Origin of the sequence: Bradyrhizobium sp. HKCCYLS3070 (assembly GCF_051167575.1) — a bacterium.
Lineage (GTDB): Bacteria > Pseudomonadota > Alphaproteobacteria > Rhizobiales > Xanthobacteraceae > Bradyrhizobium.
In genome coordinates this window covers 47,050-63,976 of record NZ_JBNPTI010000005.1, presented here as the reverse complement: position 1 = coordinate 63,976, position 16,927 = coordinate 47,050, and the positions used below count along the sequence as shown (strand labels likewise).

The window sequence follows — 16,927 nt, the reverse complement described above, 5'->3', positions numbered from 1 at the left end:
TCATCAGCATGGTTCGATCCGACATCATTGCAGCTTGCACTTGGTTTCGGGGCGGTCGACGCCGAGCGTGTCGAGTTCGGAGACCTGGTGCAGAAAGCCCTCCTGCGGCGAGACCGAGACGATCATGCGGCCGTCGGCCAGAAGGATCGGCTGGCGCAATTGCAGGTTCCAGTCGCGCAGGGAGAGGCGGGTGCCCTTGAAGGCGGCGATGGTGAAGTTCGGGCCCTTGAGGTAGTCGGCCATCGTCTTGGCGTCGCCGGAGTTGGTGCGCGAGGCGGCCTCGCCGACCATGCGCACGGCCATCCAGGCCTGCATGTCCAAGGCGTCCATGCGGCGCGAGGCGAGCTTCATGAAGCGGTTCTGCAACTGCGTCGCCCCCCACTGGTCCTGCGCCGGATCCCAGCTCGTCGGCCGCAGGCCGGCGGAGCCCGCGACGGGGCGCGGATCCCAGGTGCGGTAGGGCAGATAGTTGGCGAACACCTCGCTCTCGTCGGCGGTGACCAGCACGTCATAGGCCGGCGCCTTCTGCGTGAACACCGGCATCTGGCGCTGGATCAAGGTCACGCCGCTGTCGGTGCGGCGCGCGCCGCCGGTGTCCTCGAAGGTCCGCTCCTCGACGATCTTGGCGCCGAAGCGGGTGGCGGCGCGGCGCAGCGCGTCGGCGAACAGTCTGTCGCTGTCGTGCGAGCCGGTGACGAGCAGCCAGCGCTTCCACTGCTTCCAGACCAGATATTGCGCCAGGCCGTCGGCCAGCATCGAGCGCGTCGGTGCGACATGGATGACGTTGGCGCGGCAGTCCTGCTCACGCAGGCGGTCGTCGGTGGCGCCGACATTGAGCAAGGTGACGCCGCGGCCCCGCAACGCATCTGCGGCCTTCAGCACCGCATCCGCCGGCAGGTCCACGAGGACGAATCCCGTCTTGCCGGCGAGCTCATTGGCGGCCTGCGCGGCGTCCTCGTCATCCTTGACGCGGCGGTCGATCAAAGTGAAGCGCTGGTTGAGGAACTTGCCGGTGGTGTTGTTGTCCTCGATCGCGAGCTTCGCGCCGGCCACGCCATCATCGGCCGCAGGCTGGTCGAGCGGCGACAAGGTCTGCGGCAAGCTCGCGCGGCCGAGATAGCCGATCGCGATGTCGACCGGATCCGCCGCGCTGGCGGCGGTTGCGGCGGCGATGAGGCCGATCGCGCCCATCAGAGATCGGGCCAGAACTCCCAGGACCACACGTCCTCCCATTGTTCCCTCGTCCTTGTCCGGCGAGGTTTCGCCTTGCAAGATGAACGAATTGGCCTAGCTTTCAACCCCACTTTTCGCCGCTGTCGCGTCATTTCGGATCACGACCTTGAAACCTGCCGTTCTCCCCGCGTTCCTGATCCTGATGTCTGCGACATCAGTGCATGCCGAGCCGACCAAGGTGGCGGTGTTCGACTTCGAGCTGATCGACACCAGCCTGCAGGGCGAGGTGCAGGGCCCGCGCCAGGACGAGCAGAACAGGCTGGCGCATGCGGCCGAGCAACTGCGCGCGGCGCTGCAGGACTCCGGACGTTTTCGCGTGCTCGACATCGCTCCCGTCAACGATGCGGCGCACCACAGCAATCTGCAGGCTTGCGGCGGCTGCGACGTCAAGCTCGCGGGCGACATCGGCGCCGATCTCGCCATCACCGGGACGGTGCAGAAGGTCTCCAATCTCATCCTCAACATGAACATCTATCTGCGCGACGTTCATACCGGCAAGCCGGTCGCGGCGATGACTGCGGATATGCGCGGCAACACCGACGAATCCTGGACGCGCACCATGGCTTGGCTCGTCCGCAACCGCCTGCTGGCGCCGAACTACGGCGCGCCGCAGGCGCAGTAGCTGACGAGATATGACGGTGCATTCTCGCGGCGAATGACGCCCGAGCTTTGCGTGCCGGTCGCCCCTTGGAAAACAAGAGGCGCAGGGAAGGCCGGGAGCCTGCCGCCCCCATGGCCCGCCTGCGACAAGAAATGCAGGCGGCAGGTACCACAGGTTCGGCTGGGACATCCCGGCCCTCCCTGCGCGGATGGTCTTAACGGTTGCTTCGCGTTCTCCCCGGTGCGCCGGGCGTTCTGGTCACCGTGCGCGACGACGCGCTGTGAGCGCGCCGCCGCGGAGGCATCGGCATCGGGATGCCAGGACCACGCGACTTGGCCGTACGCCGTGACGCGTTCGTCCGCACGCTCTCACGGGGCATGTGATGCCCTGAGCATGCTGCGCGCCGCCGGCGTCCACCGCATCCCACCTCCACGTTCGTGACGACCGCGATACGCCCTCTCGACGAGGCGGGATGGCGCTAGACAATCACGATTTCCGGAAAAACGAAAGTGAAATTTTTGTTGCCGCCGGGCTGGACACTGGGATCGCCTTGTGGCGCCGAGCGAAATCCCCGTCGTCGCGCACGTGGAATCCGGGCGCCGGGCACGACAAGAACGCCTCGACGGGCGCGTCATCGCACCCGTCGGGCAAATCACGTCCGCGGCTGATATCAGCGTGCGAGCCGCGCCGCGTGCCAGCGCAGATGATCGGCCATATAGGTCGAGATGAAGTAGTAGCTGTGGTCGTAGCCCTCCTGCTTGCGCAGCAGCAGCGGGATGTGGGCCTTGTCGCAGGCCGCCTTGAGCAGCTCCGGGCGCAACTGCTGGGTCAGGAACTGATCGGCGGTGCCGACATCGACCAGCAGGTCGGAGACGCGCGCGCCGTCCTCGATCAGCGCCACCGCGTCGTGCTTGCGCCACGCCGCCTTGTCGGCGCCGAGATAGCCGCCCAAGGCCTTCTCGCCCCACGGCACCTGCGAGGGCGCGACGATCGGCGAGAACGCGCTGGCCGCGCGGTAGCGGTCCGGGTTGCGCAGCGCCACCGTGAGCGCGCCATGGCCGCCCATCGAGTGGCCCATCACCGACTGGCGGCGCGGATCGACCGGGAAGTTCGCCGCGACCACGCTCGGCAGCTCCTCGGTGACGTAGCTCCACATCCGGTAGTTCTTCGCGAACGGCGCCTCGGTCGCGTCGACATAGAAGCCGGCACCGAGGCCGAAATCATAGGCATTGTTGGGATCGCCCGGCACGCCGTCGCCGCGCGGCGAGGTGTCGGGCGCCACGAAGACCAGGCCGAGCTCGGCGCAGGCGGCACGAAACTCGCCCTTCTCGGTGACGTTGGCGTGGGTGCAGGTCAGGCCGGAGAGATACCAGACGACCGGCAGCTTCGCGCCGTCGGCATGCGGCGGCACGAACACCGAGAACGTCATCTCGGTCTTGGTCTCCTGGCTGGCGTGGCGGTAGACGCCCTGGACGCCGCCATGGGACTTGTTCTGGGAGACGGTCGTGAGGGTCATGGGATCACCTGTTCGGCAATGATGTCGGGCCGCTGGCGCGCGTGCCGCCAACGCGTGTCAGGCTGCGTCGTTCAATCGGGACGAGTCAAGCGACGCCGTTCTCGATCGCCAAACGCACCAACTCGCCGGATGTTCGCACGCCGAGCTTCTGGCGGATGATCGAGGAGGTGTTGGCGACGGTCTTGTAGGACGAGTGGATCAGCCAGGCAATCTCCGACAGGCTCTTGCCGGCGCTGAGCAGGCGAAGGATCTCGAGCTCCCGCGAGGTCAGTTTCGCCAGCGGGCTCTGCGCAACCGCGGCGCCCGCGAAGGCGATGCTGCGCGCGATCGCAGGCGGCAGATAGCTGCCGCCGCGGGCGACCTCGCGGATCGCCTCGGCGAGATCGTTCGGATCGCCGCTCTTCGAGACGTAGCCCTTGGCGCCGATGTCGATGGCGCGCGCGGCGAACACCGGATCGTCGTTCATGCTGAACATGATCAACCGGGCATTGGCATCGTGGGCGAGGATGCGCCGCGCGAGCTCGAAGCCGGAGACGGTCGGCAGGTTGATGTCGACGACGCAGACGTCCGGCCGGCGCGCGATGAAGCTGGCTTCGCCGCTCTCGGCATCGGCGGCTTCGAGCAGCTCGAGGTCCGGATCGGTCGAGAGCAGGGCCCGGCAGCCTGATGCCACAATGGGATGGTCATCGACGATCAGTACGCGCATGGCCTTGGGGTCCCGGACTTCCAACTCGCGTCATTGTTGCGATGCATCATGGATGCATGCTGCGCGATATTGCATGATGTTGCAATTAGATCGCCGGCGGATTTGTCTGTCAATGTGAGTGCGTATGAAACACGGTGGCCGTGAGGCGGAGAGAATGTGGCAGAATTGGTCGTTGCGGACCCGCATCAACGTGCTGCTGGCGCTGCTGCTGACGCTGGGCCTCGCCATCAACATCGGCCGTCTCGTGCTGGAGGCGGCGCCGCGCGTGCTGGCGGAGGACCAGAGCGTCATCCGCCTGACGCGGGCCTTTGTCGAGACCATCATGGACGAGGTCAACGACGCGCCGGATCCGAGCGCGCGCCTCGATCGGATCGTCGGCGATCTCCGACAGCTTCGTCACGTCAGCGTGAGACGGCAGGGCATGCCGGTGCAGACCCCGCCCTCTCCGGGCGTCGGCCGCGCGGCGCCGGCATGGTTCATCGCACTGGTGCATCCCGACAAGACCTCGGTGAGCATGCCGGTCATCGTCGCGGGGCGGAGCGAAACGCTGGTGATCACGTCGCACCCCGACGACGAGATCGCGGAAATCTGGGACGGCATCGTCACCCAGCTCGTCGTCGGCTCGCTGGTCGGGCTGGCGCTGTTTGCGATCACCATGCTCGTGGTCGGTCGCGCGCTGGCGCCGCTTTCGGATCTGTCGGACGCGATGAGCCAGATCGAGGCCGGCGCCTACGATACCCGCGTCAAGCCGGGCGGCGCGCCCGAGCTCGCGGCGCTCTGCGCCAAGCTCAACCATCTCGCCGGCGCGCTCGGTGAGGCGGTGGAGGAGAAGCGCCGCCTGGCCGAGCGCACGGTGTCGCTGCAGGACCACGAGCGCAAGGAGATCGCGCGCGAGCTGCACGACGAGTTCGGGCCGCATCTGTTCGCGCTGCGCGCCCATGCCAGCGCGCTGATGCGATTGCCGGACGCTGCGACGCTCGACGTCGCGGCGATGCGCCGGCACGGCCAGGCGATCCTCGACCAGGTCAACGCCGTGCAGCAGTTCAACCGCCGCATCCTCGAGCGGCTGCGGCCCGTGGGTCTCGCCGAGCTGGGCCTGCGCGAAGCGCTCGGCGCGTTGGTGCGGCTGTGGCGGGAGTCGCGGCCCGAGGTCGCGATCGAGACCAGGTTCACCGACACGGTCGTGCGCAGCAATGAGACGGCGGAGCTGACGATCTATCGGGTGGTGCAGGAAGCGCTGACCAACGTGTTCCGCCACGCCGAGGCCACCACGGTCGACGTCACCATCGAGCCGCTGCAGCAGACGACGGCCGGTCATCGCCGCAGCTACACGCGGGTGCGCGTCCGCGACGACGGCCGCGGGTTCAGCCCGGAGCACAAGCTCGGATTCGGCCTCACCGGCATGCGCGAGCGGCTGCTGGCGCTCGGCGGCACGCTGACGGTGGCTTCTACCGGCACGGGCGTCACGATCGAGGCCATGGTGCCGGCGGATGCAGCGTGAGCCGTGGGCTAGGAACCAACGATCGGACGGCGCATTCAACGAGCTACTTGCAAGGGGCGTGAGCCGCAATCCGGAGCACGCGCCGGCAGCTCGCGGTGATCAGATGTCCAGAACCTTGCCTGTGCTGAGCGGCGCAGCCCTGCTGGCCGCGCTGTCGTTCCACAATGCCGTCGCGCGTGACGACGGCCGCTACGCCGACTCGCCGCTCAAGGGCTGGTTCGACAGCCTCAAGAGTGGTCGCGGCCCGTGCTGCTCGGACGCCGACGGCTTCGCGGTGTCCGATCCGGATTGGGACCTCGAAGGCACGCATTACCGGGTGCGGCTCGACGGTCAATGGATCGTCGTGCCGGACGATGCGGTCATCACGGAGCCCAACCGTGCCGGGCGCACCATGGTGTGGCCGATCAAGGGATCACTCGGCACTTCCATCCGCTGCTTCATGCCGGGCAATCTGAGCTGAAGAGGCGGTGCGCCGCGTTCTCTCGCCGCGCCGCTGCGGCGGATCGCCCGTGCGCGCCGTGCCTTGGAACTTCGTCTCGTTCGGATGATTGCCACGCAAGGTCATGCCACCGAGGCAGCCGCATGCGAGGGAGAACCATGGACCGGACCAGCGACACTGAACTTCAGGAGAGGATTCGCAGGCGCGCTCACCAGCTCTGGGAGCAGGCCGGCCGGCCCGACGGCCGCGAGGATGAGTTCTGGTATCAGGCCGAGCGTGAGATCGGCGAGATGAGCGAGCTTCACGACGAGGCGACGGCGCCGCCGCCGACGATCCTGCCGGGGTGAGTGCGAGCAGAAAAAGGACGAACTGATGAGCAAGGAAACGCCGAAGGACGATCCGCGCCAGGACAGCGACTGGGGCTCGATGAAGCAGACCGACAAGCCCTGGGCCGAGAAACCCGAGAAGGAGCAGCGCTCGGAAGCGGCGAAGGACCTCGAGAAGTGGGGCGAGAGCAAAACGCATTGAGGTGGGCGGAGATGCGCCGCTCTCGCGCGATCGATGAACTCCAGGAGTGTTGAGGAAGGCCTCGTTCAACCCGGCCGTCGTTGCGGGCCGCAGCGCTGCCTCTCTCTGCCCTTCAAGGGAAGGAGGGAGGGGGCGGCCGCAGCCGGGACCATGGCCCGTATCGCCTCAGCAAGGATGAGATGAACAACGCCGAGATGAAGGCGTCTCTCCGTTGACGGGGACCCGTGCCGTCACGCGGTGTGACCCGGATCGACATCATCCGGCGTCTTCTTGTCGCGCTGCGGCGTCATCTTCGCCGGATCCTTCGCGCCCGGCACGCCGCGCGGGCCGAGCTGATCGCGCTGGATGTCGTCCTCCGAGCGGTCGGGCTCGCGTCCGTTGATGGGGAGGTCTTTTGCCATCGCCTGATCCTCTCGCTGTTCGCATCAGGGCAATGCGCGCGGTGTGCTCACGTTCCGCGCGATCCGCGCGCCGCGGCGGCAGGAACGCCGCCCCGGCGCTGCGATTGAAGCTGCAGCAACCTGCAGGAGATCAAGATGTCCGATCATCATCCCAAACCGCCGTTTCCGCCGCAGTCACAGGCCATGCCGGGAACGACCGCGGCGATGCAGCCGCGGCCCGACCATGGCGAGGCCAGCTACAAGGGCTCGGGAAAACTGACCGGCAAGAAGGCCGTCATCACCGGCGGCGACAGCGGCATCGGCCGTGCGGTCGCGATCGCCTATGCGCGCGAGGGCGCCGACATCCTGATCGCCTACCTGCAGGAGCACGATGATGCCAGGGAGGTGAAAGCGCTGGTCGAGAAGGAGGGCCGCAAGGCGGTGCTGATGCCCGGCGACATCCAGGACCCCGCGCATTGCAGGGCCATCATCCGGCGCGCCGTCGATGAGCTCGGTGGCATCGACATTCTCGTCAACAACGCCGCCCATCAGGCGACGTTCAGCGACATCGGCGACATCTCGGACGAAGAATGGGAGATGACGTTCCGCACCAACATCCATGCGACGTTCTATCTCGCCAAGGCGGCCGTGCCGCACATGAAGCCGGGGAGCGCGATCGTCAACACGGCCTCGGTCAATTCCGACATGCCCAATCCGACGCTGCTCGCCTACGCCACCACCAAGGGCGCGATCCAGAACTTCACCGCGGGTCTCGCCCAGATGCTGGCCGATAAGGGCATCCGCGCCAACGCGGTGGCGCCTGGTCCGATCTGGACGCCATTGATCCCCTCGACCATGCCGGAGGAAAAGGTGAAGACGTTCGGCCAGCAGGTGCCGATGAAGCGCCCCGGCCAGCCGGCCGAGCTGGCCACCGCCTATGTGATGCTCGCCGATCCCCTGTCGAGCTACACGTCGGGGACGACGGTCGCCGTCACCGGCGGCAAGCCGGTCATCTGAGGACCAGTGCACATCGTCTGCTGTCGCATTTGTCCGACATCCGACAAGTCCGTGCGTCGGCACGTCATACGCATGCCGGTGCTACGCGGCGGACATCATCGCGCACGGCGCGGGCTCGGCCTGCACCGGCCACACCGCCGCAGCGGCCGTATCACCCTGTCGCTCGTCGAGAATCCGCTTCACCGAGCGCGAGCAGAGGCCGCATTGGACCGTGCAGCCGAGACAATCATACACTTGCGCCGGCGAGCCGAAGACGATGTCGGCCGCCGTGACGATGTCGCGAATGGCCGTGTCGCTGATGACGTTGCAGGAACAGATGATCATGGCTGTTGCTCGCTCCTGCAAACGATAAGCAACCGGGATGCCAAGGTCGGCGCGCACGGCGCGGGCTAGTCAGAATCGTTCGAAGCGACCTGATGCGCGGGCACGCTTGCGGTCGTCCCGATGCGGTTCGCGGCATGCAGCCGTATTGCGGCCAACGTCGCCTGGGCGAGCGCCTGTCCCTGCGCATCGATCCCGGTCCACTGCGCATGACGGCCGCGGGAATCGATCTCGGCGAGCGCGACGCCGGCCGGCACGTCGCTGCCGTCGCGGACGATGCCGCGCAGGATGCCGTCATAGGGGGCCGTGACCGGTGCGCCGGAGAGATGGCCGATCACGAAGCCCTTGTAGATGCGCGTGCCGATCTCGATCGGGGTATGCCATCGGCCCTCATGCGGCGAATGCACCAGGCGCTCGACACCGACGAGCGCGCCGACGTCATCCGTTGCCAGCGTCCAGCCCTCGCGCACGATCTGGCCGAGCCGGCCCGGCCGAGTCTCGATTGCGATATCGCAATTGGCTGATGGCGAGAAGCCCGGACCGATGCCGATCGAGAGCCGCGTCATGCCGCGCAAATTCGGGGTCACCGCGCGCCGCTGCATCCGCGCGTCGATCAGGACGTCGATGGTACGGACCGGCAGGAGATCGAGCAACCCGAGTGGAGTGACAAGGACGTGCCGGGGATTGCCGAGCGCCTTGAACACCTCCATCGTGCTCTCGATGCGCTCGCCCGTCACGTTCTCGATGCGGACCGTGTCGCCGAACAGGGCGTCGTGAAACGCCATCTTACGGCGCATGACCGGCGGATTGGGATCATGCGACAGCACCACGCAGAAGCCCGCACGATGCAGATGCACGCCGATCGCCGACGCGACATCGTTGGTCCCGAGGACCACGGCGAAGCGCACTGCATTCGTCCCCATGTCCTGGTCCATACGGTGTTGGCGTCTCGTGGCTGTCGGTCGTGCGACTGACAAGCGGTCTTCCAGTTCGAATGATCAGATCCGTCGAGCAAGAGTTGGACCATCAGGCATCGTTCTGAAAACGATCGCTCTGTGAAGGTCCTGCAAAGGACGCGGCACAAAAGCCGACGCTGGATGTGTCCAGAACCCGCCAATCTGTCGCGAACCCGACAGGAAAAGCTGCTTTGCCCGCCGTTTTCGCTGGCCCGGAATCTGCACAACCAGCGCATGGCGATACCCCTGGTATTTCCGATCGTTACGGAGCCTGCGCCCAGATCACGTCTGCGGCAAAGGCAGCAGCCGAAGCTTGGCAGCCGGCGTCTTGGTGGCGTTGCGGCGCAGGATCAGGACGGATGAGGTGAGCCTCGATCTCGACCAGGACGTCCGCGATCCCGCCATGGAGGCGGCTCAGACCATCACGGCGTGCCCGTTCCATCGAGACGTGGCGGCCGCCGAGCGGCCCGCGCGCGCCGAGCAGAAAACGCTCGTGCTGACCGGCGGCTCGCGCGGCATCGGTCATGCGACCGCAAAGCTGTTCTCCGACGCCGGCTGGCGCATCATCACCTGCTCGCGCCAGCCGTTCGACGGCGGCCGCTGTCCGTGGGACGCCGGTCCCGACAACCACGTCCAGGTCGATCTGAGCGATCGCAAGGCGATCCCGCGTGCGATTGCCGACATCAAGCAGCGGCTCGACGGCGCGCCGCTGCATGCCCTGATCAACAATGCGGCGATCTCGCCGAAGGCCGAGGACGGTGGCCGGCTGGATTCGCTCGCGACCTCGGTCGAGACTTGGATGACCGTCTTTCACGTCAACTTTCTCGGACCGATCCTGCTCGCGCGCGGGCTGTTCGAGGAGCTGAAGCGCGGGCAGGGCGCGGTCGTCAACGTGACGTCGATCGTCGGCACCCGCGTCCATCCGTTTGCGGGCACTGCCTATGCGACCTCGAAGGCGGCGCTCGCCTGCCTGACCCGCGAGATGGCGCACGATTTCGCGCCGCATGGCATCCGCGTCAACGCCATCGCCCCAGGCGAGATCAAGACCGAGATGGTGTCGCCGGAGACCGAGGCGCGGTTCTCGCCGCTGATTCCGATGCGCCGGATCGGCGCGCCGGAAGAGGTCGCCAAGGTGCTGTTCTTCCTGTGCTCGGATGCGGCGAGCTACGTGACCGGCGAGGAGATTCAGATCAATGGGGGGCAGCACCTCTAGGTTGATCACCGCCGCGCGCGGCCGACACGCGGATGTGAACGCGTCATGCCGTGGCTGGCCGCAAGAAGACGAGCGGCGGGCCGCAAGTGGAAAGTTGGTGTTCAGGTGTCGTCCGTTGCGATCCGGTCGCAAACAGGCCGGCGGATGCGCAGCTATCAGGTGTCGAGTAGACAACGCGAAATCGTCAGGCGCACCGTTTTGCCGCCCGTGCGGACGTGCAATGCACGCATCGCGACGGGTGTAAACTAATTTGTTAACATCATGAAAGCCTGCAGCTTTTCTGGCCTGTCCGTTGCACACTACTTCTGCGGCAATGCAGCAAAGTTAGGCACGACAATCATCTGCAGTTAAGGGAGGATGTTAGAACACCTACAATCACGGGCGGCTTCACCAAGGCGTTCGTGACGATCAGAGAAGCGACCATGGTCCAAACGGAAACACGTCAGGTCGAAGCTCAGGACGTCAGGTCCAACGCCGTGCCGATCCCGCTCAGCGAGATCGCGCTGACCGGAATTTTCGAAATCTCGAAAATCCTCGCCGCGCCGACGCGGCTGGAGATCACCCTCGCCAACGTCGTCAACCTGCTGCAGTCCTTCATGCAGATGCGCCACGGCGTGGTGTCGCTGCTCGCCGATGACGGCATTCCCGATCTCGCAGTCGGGGCCGGGTGGAGCGAAGGCAGCGATCAGCGCTATCGCGAACGTCTGCCGCAGAAGGCGATCGACCAGATCGTCGCCACCGCCGTGCCGCTGATCGCGGAGAACGTCGCCGATCATCCCGCCTTCAGCGCCGCCGACGCGGTCACGCTCGGCGCCTGCGCCGACACCCGCGTCTCCTTCCTCGGCGTTCCCATCCGCATCGACCAGCGCGTCGTCGGCACGCTGACGATCGACCGTGTCTGGGACGGCCGCGCCGTGTTCCGGCTCGATTCCGACGTCCGCTTTCTGACCATGGTCGCCAACCTGATCGGCCAGACCATCAAGCTTCATCGGGTCGTCGCGCGGGACCGCGAGCGGCTGATGGCGGAAAGCCACCGGCTGCAGAAGGAGCTGTCGGAGCTGAAGCCGGCGCCGAAGGATCGCAAGAAGGTGCTGGTCGACGGCATCGTCGGCGACAGCCCGGCGCTGCGCGCACTGTTGGAAAAGATCAACGTCGTCGCCAAGTCGAATGCGCCGGTGCTGTTGCGGGGCGAATCCGGCACCGGCAAGGAGCTGGTGGCGAAGGCGATCCATGAACTGTCCAATCGCGCGAAGCGGCCGTTCATCAAGATCAACTGCGCCGCATTGCCGGAGACGGTGCTGGAGTCGGAGCTGTTCGGCCACGAGAAGGGCGCCTTCACCGGTGCGATCAACGCGCGCAAAGGCCGCTTCGAGCTGGCCGACAAGGGCACCTTGTTCCTCGACGAGATCGGCGAGATCTCGCCGGCGTTCCAGGCCAAGCTCTTGCGGGTGTTGCAGGAGCAGGAGTTCGAGCGCGTCGGCGGCAACCAGACCATCAAGGTCGATGTCCGCATCGTCACCGCCACCAACCGCAACCTCGAGGAGGCGGTGTCGCGCAACGAGTTCCGCGCCGACCTCTACTACCGGATCAGCGTGGTGCCCATCAAACTGCCGCCGCTGCGCGAGCGTCGCAGCGACATTCCGCAGCTGGCGCGCGAGTTCCTGCGCCGCTTCAATTGCGAGAACGAGCGCGATCTGACGTTCGACGTCAGCGCGATCGAGGTGCTGATGCATTGCGGCTTCCCCGGCAACGTGCGCGAGCTGGAGAACTGCGTGCAACGGACCGCGACCATGGCGACGGGCTCGGCGATCGGTATGGACGACTTCGCCTGCAGCCGCAACGAGTGCATGTCGGCGATCCTGTGGAAGGGCAACACGGTGACCCCGCCGCCGCCGCGCGGCCAGCCGATCGTGCCGCTGCCGATCCTGCCGCGGACCTCGGCGCCGGTCGAGGCTCCCGTCGAGTTGCCGGCGATCGATGCCGATGACGGCGAGTATTCCGATAGTTCGGAGGGCGGCGCCGTGCCGGAGCGCGACCGAATCGTGCAGGCGATGGAGCGGTCCGGCTGGGTCCAGGCCAAGGCCGCCCGCCTGCTCGGCCTCACGCCGCGTCAGATCGGCTACGCGCTGAAGAAGCACAACATCGAGGTCAAGCGGTTCTGAGCGGCGCGGCTTGATGGGATCGAAGGGCGCGCAGTAGCGCGCCCTTCTTCGTTTGGACTTTGACGCTCCGGCGTTGCCCCAATCTCCTCCGTCATTCCGGGGCGACGCACGCGCGAAGCGCGACGAGCCGGAATCCATTTCGCCGCGCGATCTGCCGCACGGTGGATTCCGGGCTCGTGCTGCGCACGCCCCGGAATGACGGAGGAGCGACCTGGGTCACGACCGGCGTTCGCGCGCGAGGTGACATCGGACAATTGCGCAGTGAGACCTCGACTCCGACGACACGCTGCTCCCGCCCTGTCGCACTTGCGACATGCTGTCGGGAGAGCGACAGCTCGCCGCGACCTGCGACGTTTAGAATCCTCCTTAGAAATCAACCAAATGCTCTCTGGCACGGCGCTTGAAAGATATCGCGCGAATGACATCGCTCGATGTCGCACGGATCGCGGGGAGCTGCACATGGCCTACAAGATCATCGCCTCACAATGCACGGTCTGCGGGGCCTGCGAGTTCGAGTGCCCGAATGCGGCCATTCGGCTCAAGAACGACATGTACATCATCGATCCGAAGAAGTGCACGGAGTGCGAGGGCCACTTCGATGCGCCGCAATGCGCCGCCGTCTGTCCGGTGCCGGACACCTGCGTCCCCGCTTGACGCGGGCCGCGGCGGAAACATTGCAAGCGGAGTGAGAGATGGCAGCGGTTCAGGAGACCATTGATCGGGTCAAGGGCATCGACGTCGATCAATATCGCTACGGGTTCGAGACCGTCATCGAATCCGAGAAGGCTCCGAAGGGGCTGTCGGAAGACACCATCCGCTTCATCTCGGCCAAGAAGAACGAGCCGGCCTGGATGCTGGAATGGCGGCTGGAGGCGTATCGCCGCTGGCTGACCATGACGGAGCCGAGCTGGGCGCGTGTCGGATACCCGAAGATCGACTATCAGGATCTCTATTACTACGCGGCGCCGAAGCCGAAGAAGAAGGTGGCCTCGCTCGACGAGATCGACCCGGAGATCCTCAAGACCTACGAGAAGCTCGGCATTCCCCTGCGCGAGGTCGAGATCCTCGAAGGCGTCGAGCGCCCGGCTGGAGGCGCGGAAGCCGACGCCGATGGCGAGGCGGCCACGCCGCGCAGCAAGATCGCGGTCGATGCCGTGTTCGATTCGGTCTCGGTGGCGACGACCTTCAAGGAGGAGCTGAAGAAGGCCGGCGTGATCTTCATGCCAATCTCCGAGGCGCTGCGCGAGCATCCGGACCTGGTGCAGAAATATCTCGGAACGGTCGTGCCGACGACCGACAATTATTTCGCGACGCTGAACTCGGCGGTGTTCTCGGACGGCTCGTTCGTCTACATCCCGCCGGGCGTCCGCTGCCCGATGGAGCTGTCCACGTATTTCCGCATCAACGAGCGCAACACCGGCCAGTTCGAGCGGACGCTGATCATCGCCGACAAGGGCGCCTACGTCTCCTATCTCGAAGGCTGCACGGCACCCCAGCGCGACGAGAACCAGCTGCACGCCGCCGTCGTCGAGCTGGTCGCGCTGGATGATGCCGAGATCAAGTACTCGACGGTGCAGAACTGGTACCCTGGCAATTCGGAGGGCGTCGGCGGCATCTACAATTTCGTCACCAAGCGCGGCGACTGCCGCGGCACCAATTCGAAGATCTCCTGGACCCAGGTCGAGACCGGCTCCGCGATTACTTGGAAGTATCCGAGCTGCATCCTGCGCGGCGACAATTCCAGCGGCGAGTTCTACTCGATTGCGATCTCCAACGGCTTCCAGCAGGTCGACTCCGGGACCAAGATGATCCATCTCGGCAAGAACACGTCGAGCCGGATCATCTCCAAGGGGATCGCGGCGGGCCGCTCGCAGAACACCTATCGCGGTCTCGTCACGGCGCATCGCAAGGCCACCGGCGCGCGCAACTTCACCGCCTGCGATTCGCTGCTGATCGGCGACAAATGCGGCGCGCACACCGTACCCTACATCGAGGCCAAGAACTCGTCGGCGGTGTTCGAGCACGAGGCGACGACGTCCAAGATCTCTGAGGACGTGCTGTTCTACTGCATCCAGCGCGGTCTGTCGCAGGAAGAGGCGGTTGGGCTCGTCGTCAACGGCTTCGTCAAGGACGTGCTGCAGCAGCTGCCGATGGAGTTCGCGGTCGAGGCGCAGAAGCTGATCTCGATCTCGCTGGAAGGTTCGGTTGGATGACGGCGTCGCGCGGCGACAACATCACAAGGAGTGTTCGATGACGGCCTTGCTCGAAATCAAGGGGCTCCATGCCGAGATCGCCGGCGGACGGAAGATCATCCAGGGCCTGGACCTGACCGTGAACAAGGGCGAGATCCACGCCATCATGGGGCCGAACGGTGCCGGCAAGTCGACGCTGTCCTACGTGCTCGCCGGCAAGCCCGGCTACGAGGTCACCGCCGGTGAGGTCTATCTCAACGGCGAGGACCTCTTGGCAATGGAGGCCGATGAGCGCGCCGCCAAGGGCGTGTTCCTGGCGTTCCAATATCCGCTGGAGATCCCGGGTGTCGCGACCTTGACGTTCCTGCGGGCCGCCTTCAACGCCCAGCGGAAGGCGCGCGGCGAAGAGGAGCTGTCGTCGCCGGATCTTATCAAGCGCGTGCGCGAGATCGCCAAGACGCTCAACATCGACGCCGACATGCTGAAGCGGCCGCTCAATGTCGGCTTCTCCGGCGGCGAGAAGAAGCGCAACGAGACCCTGCAGATGGCGCTGCTGCAGCCCTCGCTCTGCGTGCTCGACGAGACCGATTCCGGTCTCGACATCGACGCGCTGAAGGTCGTCGCCAGCGGCGTCAATGCGCTGCGCTCGGCCGAGCGGGGCATGATCGTCATCACCCACTATCAGCGGCTGCTCGACTATATCGTGCCCGACATCGTTCACGTCTTCGCGGCGGGCCGCATCGTCCGCACCGGGACCGCGGACCTCGCGCGCGAGCTCGAGGCGACCGGTTACGCCCAGTATCAGAGCGAAGCGGCGTAGGGCGGAGCACGAGCATGGGCGTCGCGATCCGCAAGACCAAGGCCGAGCTCGGGCTGGCCGATCTGTACCAGGGCGCCCGCCGTTATCTGCCGGGCGGCGAGGAGATCACGGCGGTGCGCGCCGCCGCTTTTGACCGCTTCAACGCGGTCGGCCTGCCGCATCGGCGCGTCGAGGCCTGGCGCTACACCGATCTGCGCACGCAGATGAAGGAGGCCAAGCGGCTGGCCTCGCTGCCCGATGACGCCGCCAAGACCAAGGCGCGCGAGGCGAGCGACCTGTTCGCGGGCACCGGCTTCCGCAAGCTGATGATCGTTGACGGTGCCTTCGTGCCCGAGTTGTCCGACCTCGCCGATCTCGAGCCCGGCCTCACCATCCAGCCGATGGCCGACGCGCTCGCGGCCGACAAGCCGCTGCTGTCGCAGCGGCTCGGTCCGGTCGTGCCGGACGACGATCCGGCGCTGGCGCTCAACACCGCGCTGGCTGCCAATGGCGTCGTGATCCTGGTGGCGCCGGGCACAGCGCTGAGCCGGCCAATCCACGTCGCGTTCGTCACGACGAACTGGGTCGCAACCTCGATGTACACGCGGTCGCTGGTCAATATCGGAACTGGGGCCAGCGCCACCATCGTCGAGTCGCATCAGGGGCCCGACGGCAGCGAATATCAGGTCAACACCGCGATGCAGCTCGTCGTCGGCGACGAGGCGCGGATCGACCATGTCAAGGTGACCCGGGAGGGCGACAGCGCGCTGCACGTCTCCTCGCTGCTCGCGAATATCGGCGCGCGAGCGACCTTCAATCAGCTCGGCTTCGTCGCCGGCGGCAGCCTGGTGCGCAACCAGCTGTTCGTGCACATCGCGGGCGAGGGCACCGTAGCCGACATCCGCGGCGGATCGCTGCTGTCCGGCGCCCAGCATGCCGACACGACCTTGGCGATCGAGCATGCCGCCGAGAACTGCCAGAGCCGCGAGACCATCAAGGCTGTCGTCGGCGACACCGCGCGCGCGGTGTTCCAGGGCAAGATCACGGTCAGCCCCGGCGCGCAGAAGACCGACGCCAAGATGATGTCACGGGCGCTGCTGTTGTCCGACGAGGCCGAAGCCGACAGCAAGCCGGAGCTCGAAATCTTCGCCGACGATGTGCAATGCGGCCACGGCACCACGACCGGCGCGATCGATGACGAGCTGCTGTTCTATCTGATGGCGCGCGGCATTCCGCCGAAGGAAGCCAAGGCGCTGCTGATCCAGGCCTTCGTCGGCGAGATCATCGAGGGCGCTGCCAATGAGAGCGTGCGGGCGGCGCTGACGGAGGCGATGCTGGGCTGGCTCGGACAACGGGAGTAGGT

General features: G+C 66.2%; 18 protein-coding genes. 12 read left to right on the top strand and 6 right to left on the bottom strand.

Annotation, left to right across the window (positions count from 1 at the left end; translation table 11 throughout):
• Positions 1 to 24: 24 nt before the first annotated feature.
• Positions 25 to 1,233: an ABC transporter substrate-binding protein gene (locus tag ACQR03_RS17855; RefSeq protein WP_315752819.1), complete on the bottom strand. Its 1,209-nt coding sequence runs from the start codon at positions 1,231 to 1,233 to the stop codon at positions 25 to 27.
• Positions 1,234 to 1,375: 142 nt separating this feature from the next.
• Here ACQR03_RS17855 and ACQR03_RS17850 point away from each other — a divergent pair, with 142 nt between their 5' ends.
• On the top strand, positions 1,376 to 1,855 hold the full coding sequence (locus ACQR03_RS17850) for a DUF3280 domain-containing protein (RefSeq protein WP_315752900.1): 480 nt from the start codon (positions 1,376 to 1,378) through the stop codon (positions 1,853 to 1,855).
• 649 nt (positions 1,856 to 2,504) lie between these two features.
• Here ACQR03_RS17850 and fghA read toward each other — a convergent pair.
• Both fghA and ACQR03_RS17840 read right to left on the bottom strand, forming a co-directional pair.
• Positions 2,505 to 3,350, bottom strand: coding sequence for an S-formylglutathione hydrolase (fghA, locus tag ACQR03_RS17845; RefSeq protein WP_315752820.1), 846 nt, complete (start codon positions 3,348 to 3,350; stop codon positions 2,505 to 2,507).
• A gap of 85 nt (positions 3,351 to 3,435) precedes the next feature.
• Positions 3,436 to 4,056 (bottom strand): response regulator transcription factor, encoded by a 621-nt coding sequence (locus tag ACQR03_RS17840; protein ID WP_315713180.1) that lies wholly within the window; start codon positions 4,054 to 4,056, stop codon positions 3,436 to 3,438.
• A gap of 154 nt (positions 4,057 to 4,210) precedes the next feature.
• On the opposite strand from ACQR03_RS17840, the gene ACQR03_RS17835 reads away from it, so the two are divergent.
• The 4 genes from ACQR03_RS17835 (at position 4,211) to ACQR03_RS17820 (ending at position 6,524) form a co-directional block, all read left to right on the top strand.
• Positions 4,211 to 5,557: an ATP-binding protein gene (locus ACQR03_RS17835; protein ID WP_315752821.1), complete on the top strand. Its 1,347-nt coding sequence runs from the start codon at positions 4,211 to 4,213 to the stop codon at positions 5,555 to 5,557.
• A gap of 103 nt (positions 5,558 to 5,660) precedes the next feature.
• Positions 5,661 to 6,017 carry a hypothetical protein gene (locus tag ACQR03_RS17830; RefSeq protein WP_315752822.1) on the top strand — a complete coding sequence of 119 codons (357 nt, stop codon included), beginning with the start codon at positions 5,661 to 5,663 and terminating at the stop codon, positions 6,015 to 6,017.
• Between the two features lie 137 nt (positions 6,018 to 6,154).
• The gene (locus ACQR03_RS17825) at positions 6,155 to 6,343 is read left to right on the top strand and encodes a DUF2934 domain-containing protein (protein WP_315713177.1); all 189 of its coding nucleotides are present in this window, start codon (positions 6,155 to 6,157) and stop codon (positions 6,341 to 6,343) included.
• 25 nt (positions 6,344 to 6,368) lie between these two features.
• Positions 6,369 to 6,524: a hypothetical protein gene (locus ACQR03_RS17820; RefSeq protein ID WP_315752823.1), complete on the top strand. Its 156-nt coding sequence runs from the start codon at positions 6,369 to 6,371 to the stop codon at positions 6,522 to 6,524.
• A 230-nt stretch (positions 6,525 to 6,754) separates the two neighbouring features.
• Here ACQR03_RS17820 and ACQR03_RS17815 read toward each other — a convergent pair whose 3' ends face one another.
• Positions 6,755 to 6,925 (bottom strand): hypothetical protein, encoded by a 171-nt coding sequence (locus ACQR03_RS17815; RefSeq protein WP_315713176.1) that lies wholly within the window; start codon positions 6,923 to 6,925, stop codon positions 6,755 to 6,757.
• A gap of 135 nt (positions 6,926 to 7,060) precedes the next feature.
• Between ACQR03_RS17815 and ACQR03_RS17810 the strand changes: the two genes are divergently transcribed.
• Positions 7,061 to 7,921, top strand: coding sequence for an SDR family oxidoreductase (locus ACQR03_RS17810; protein ID WP_315752824.1), 861 nt, complete (start codon positions 7,061 to 7,063; stop codon positions 7,919 to 7,921).
• A gap of 81 nt (positions 7,922 to 8,002) precedes the next feature.
• On the opposite strand, the gene ACQR03_RS17805 is transcribed toward ACQR03_RS17810, so the two are convergent.
• Together ACQR03_RS17805 and ACQR03_RS17800 are read right to left on the bottom strand one after the other, a co-directional pair.
• Positions 8,003 to 8,245, bottom strand: a complete 243-nt coding sequence (locus ACQR03_RS17805; protein ID WP_315752825.1) for a (2Fe-2S)-binding protein — start codon at positions 8,243 to 8,245, stop codon at positions 8,003 to 8,005.
• A gap of 65 nt (positions 8,246 to 8,310) precedes the next feature.
• Positions 8,311 to 9,165, bottom strand: a complete 855-nt coding sequence (locus ACQR03_RS17800; protein ID WP_315752826.1) for a xanthine dehydrogenase — start codon at positions 9,163 to 9,165, stop codon at positions 8,311 to 8,313.
• Positions 9,166 to 9,562: 397 nt separating this feature from the next.
• Between ACQR03_RS17800 and ACQR03_RS17795 the strand changes: the two genes are divergently transcribed.
• The 6 genes from ACQR03_RS17795 to sufD all read left to right on the top strand — a co-directional run bounded on the left by ACQR03_RS17795 (position 9,563) and on the right by sufD (position 16,925).
• Positions 9,563 to 10,411: an SDR family NAD(P)-dependent oxidoreductase gene (locus ACQR03_RS17795; RefSeq protein ID WP_315752827.1), complete on the top strand. Its 849-nt coding sequence runs from the start codon at positions 9,563 to 9,565 to the stop codon at positions 10,409 to 10,411.
• A gap of 422 nt (positions 10,412 to 10,833) precedes the next feature.
• Positions 10,834 to 12,573, top strand: a complete 1,740-nt coding sequence (nifA, locus tag ACQR03_RS17790; RefSeq protein ID WP_315752828.1) for a nif-specific transcriptional activator NifA — start codon at positions 10,834 to 10,836, stop codon at positions 12,571 to 12,573.
• Positions 12,574 to 13,032: 459 nt separating this feature from the next.
• On the top strand, positions 13,033 to 13,227 hold the full coding sequence (locus ACQR03_RS17785) for a 4Fe-4S dicluster domain-containing protein (protein WP_008961670.1): 195 nt from the start codon (positions 13,033 to 13,035) through the stop codon (positions 13,225 to 13,227).
• Between the two features lie 38 nt (positions 13,228 to 13,265).
• Complete coding sequence (sufB, locus tag ACQR03_RS17780) at positions 13,266 to 14,786, top strand: Fe-S cluster assembly protein SufB (RefSeq protein ID WP_316159264.1); 1,521 nt, start codon at positions 13,266 to 13,268, stop codon at positions 14,784 to 14,786.
• A gap of 37 nt (positions 14,787 to 14,823) precedes the next feature.
• Positions 14,824 to 15,585 (top strand): Fe-S cluster assembly ATPase SufC, encoded by a 762-nt coding sequence (sufC, locus tag ACQR03_RS17775; protein ID WP_315752830.1) that lies wholly within the window; start codon positions 14,824 to 14,826, stop codon positions 15,583 to 15,585.
• A 14-nt stretch (positions 15,586 to 15,599) separates the two neighbouring features.
• Complete coding sequence (gene sufD, locus ACQR03_RS17770; RefSeq protein WP_315825177.1) at positions 15,600 to 16,925, top strand: Fe-S cluster assembly protein SufD; 1,326 nt, start codon at positions 15,600 to 15,602, stop codon at positions 16,923 to 16,925.
• The last annotated feature ends 2 nt before the right edge of the window (positions 16,926 to 16,927 follow it).

Bases quoted from the DNA above. Each gene is read 5' to 3' on its own strand.
- ACQR03_RS17855 (WP_315752819.1), bottom strand. From the start codon at position 1,233: ATGGGAGGACGTGTGGTCCTGGGAGTTCTGGCCCGATCTCTGATGGGC.
- ACQR03_RS17850 (WP_315752900.1), top strand. From the start codon at position 1,376: ATGTCTGCGACATCAGTGCATGCCGAGCCGACCAAGGTGGCGGTGTTC.
- fghA (WP_315752820.1), bottom strand. From the start codon at position 3,350: ATGACCCTCACGACCGTCTCCCAGAACAAGTCCCATGGCGGCGTCCAG.
- ACQR03_RS17840 (WP_315713180.1), bottom strand. From the start codon at position 4,056: ATGCGCGTACTGATCGTCGATGACCATCCCATTGTGGCATCAGGCTGC.
- ACQR03_RS17835 (WP_315752821.1), top strand. From the start codon at position 4,211: ATGTGGCAGAATTGGTCGTTGCGGACCCGCATCAACGTGCTGCTGGCG.
- ACQR03_RS17830 (WP_315752822.1), top strand. From the start codon at position 5,661: ATGTCCAGAACCTTGCCTGTGCTGAGCGGCGCAGCCCTGCTGGCCGCG.
- ACQR03_RS17825 (WP_315713177.1), top strand. From the start codon at position 6,155: ATGGACCGGACCAGCGACACTGAACTTCAGGAGAGGATTCGCAGGCGC.
- ACQR03_RS17820 (WP_315752823.1), top strand. From the start codon at position 6,369: ATGAGCAAGGAAACGCCGAAGGACGATCCGCGCCAGGACAGCGACTGG.
- ACQR03_RS17815 (WP_315713176.1), bottom strand. From the start codon at position 6,925: ATGGCAAAAGACCTCCCCATCAACGGACGCGAGCCCGACCGCTCGGAG.
- ACQR03_RS17810 (WP_315752824.1), top strand. From the start codon at position 7,061: ATGTCCGATCATCATCCCAAACCGCCGTTTCCGCCGCAGTCACAGGCC.
- ACQR03_RS17805 (WP_315752825.1), bottom strand. From the start codon at position 8,245: ATGATCATCTGTTCCTGCAACGTCATCAGCGACACGGCCATTCGCGAC.
- ACQR03_RS17800 (WP_315752826.1), bottom strand. From the start codon at position 9,165: ATGGGGACGAATGCAGTGCGCTTCGCCGTGGTCCTCGGGACCAACGAT.
- nifA (WP_315752828.1), top strand. From the start codon at position 10,834: ATGGTCCAAACGGAAACACGTCAGGTCGAAGCTCAGGACGTCAGGTCC.
- ACQR03_RS17785 (WP_008961670.1), top strand. From the start codon at position 13,033: ATGGCCTACAAGATCATCGCCTCACAATGCACGGTCTGCGGGGCCTGC.
- sufB (WP_316159264.1), top strand. From the start codon at position 13,266: ATGGCAGCGGTTCAGGAGACCATTGATCGGGTCAAGGGCATCGACGTC.
- sufC (WP_315752830.1), top strand. From the start codon at position 14,824: ATGACGGCCTTGCTCGAAATCAAGGGGCTCCATGCCGAGATCGCCGGC.
- sufD (WP_315825177.1), top strand. From the start codon at position 15,600: ATGGGCGTCGCGATCCGCAAGACCAAGGCCGAGCTCGGGCTGGCCGAT.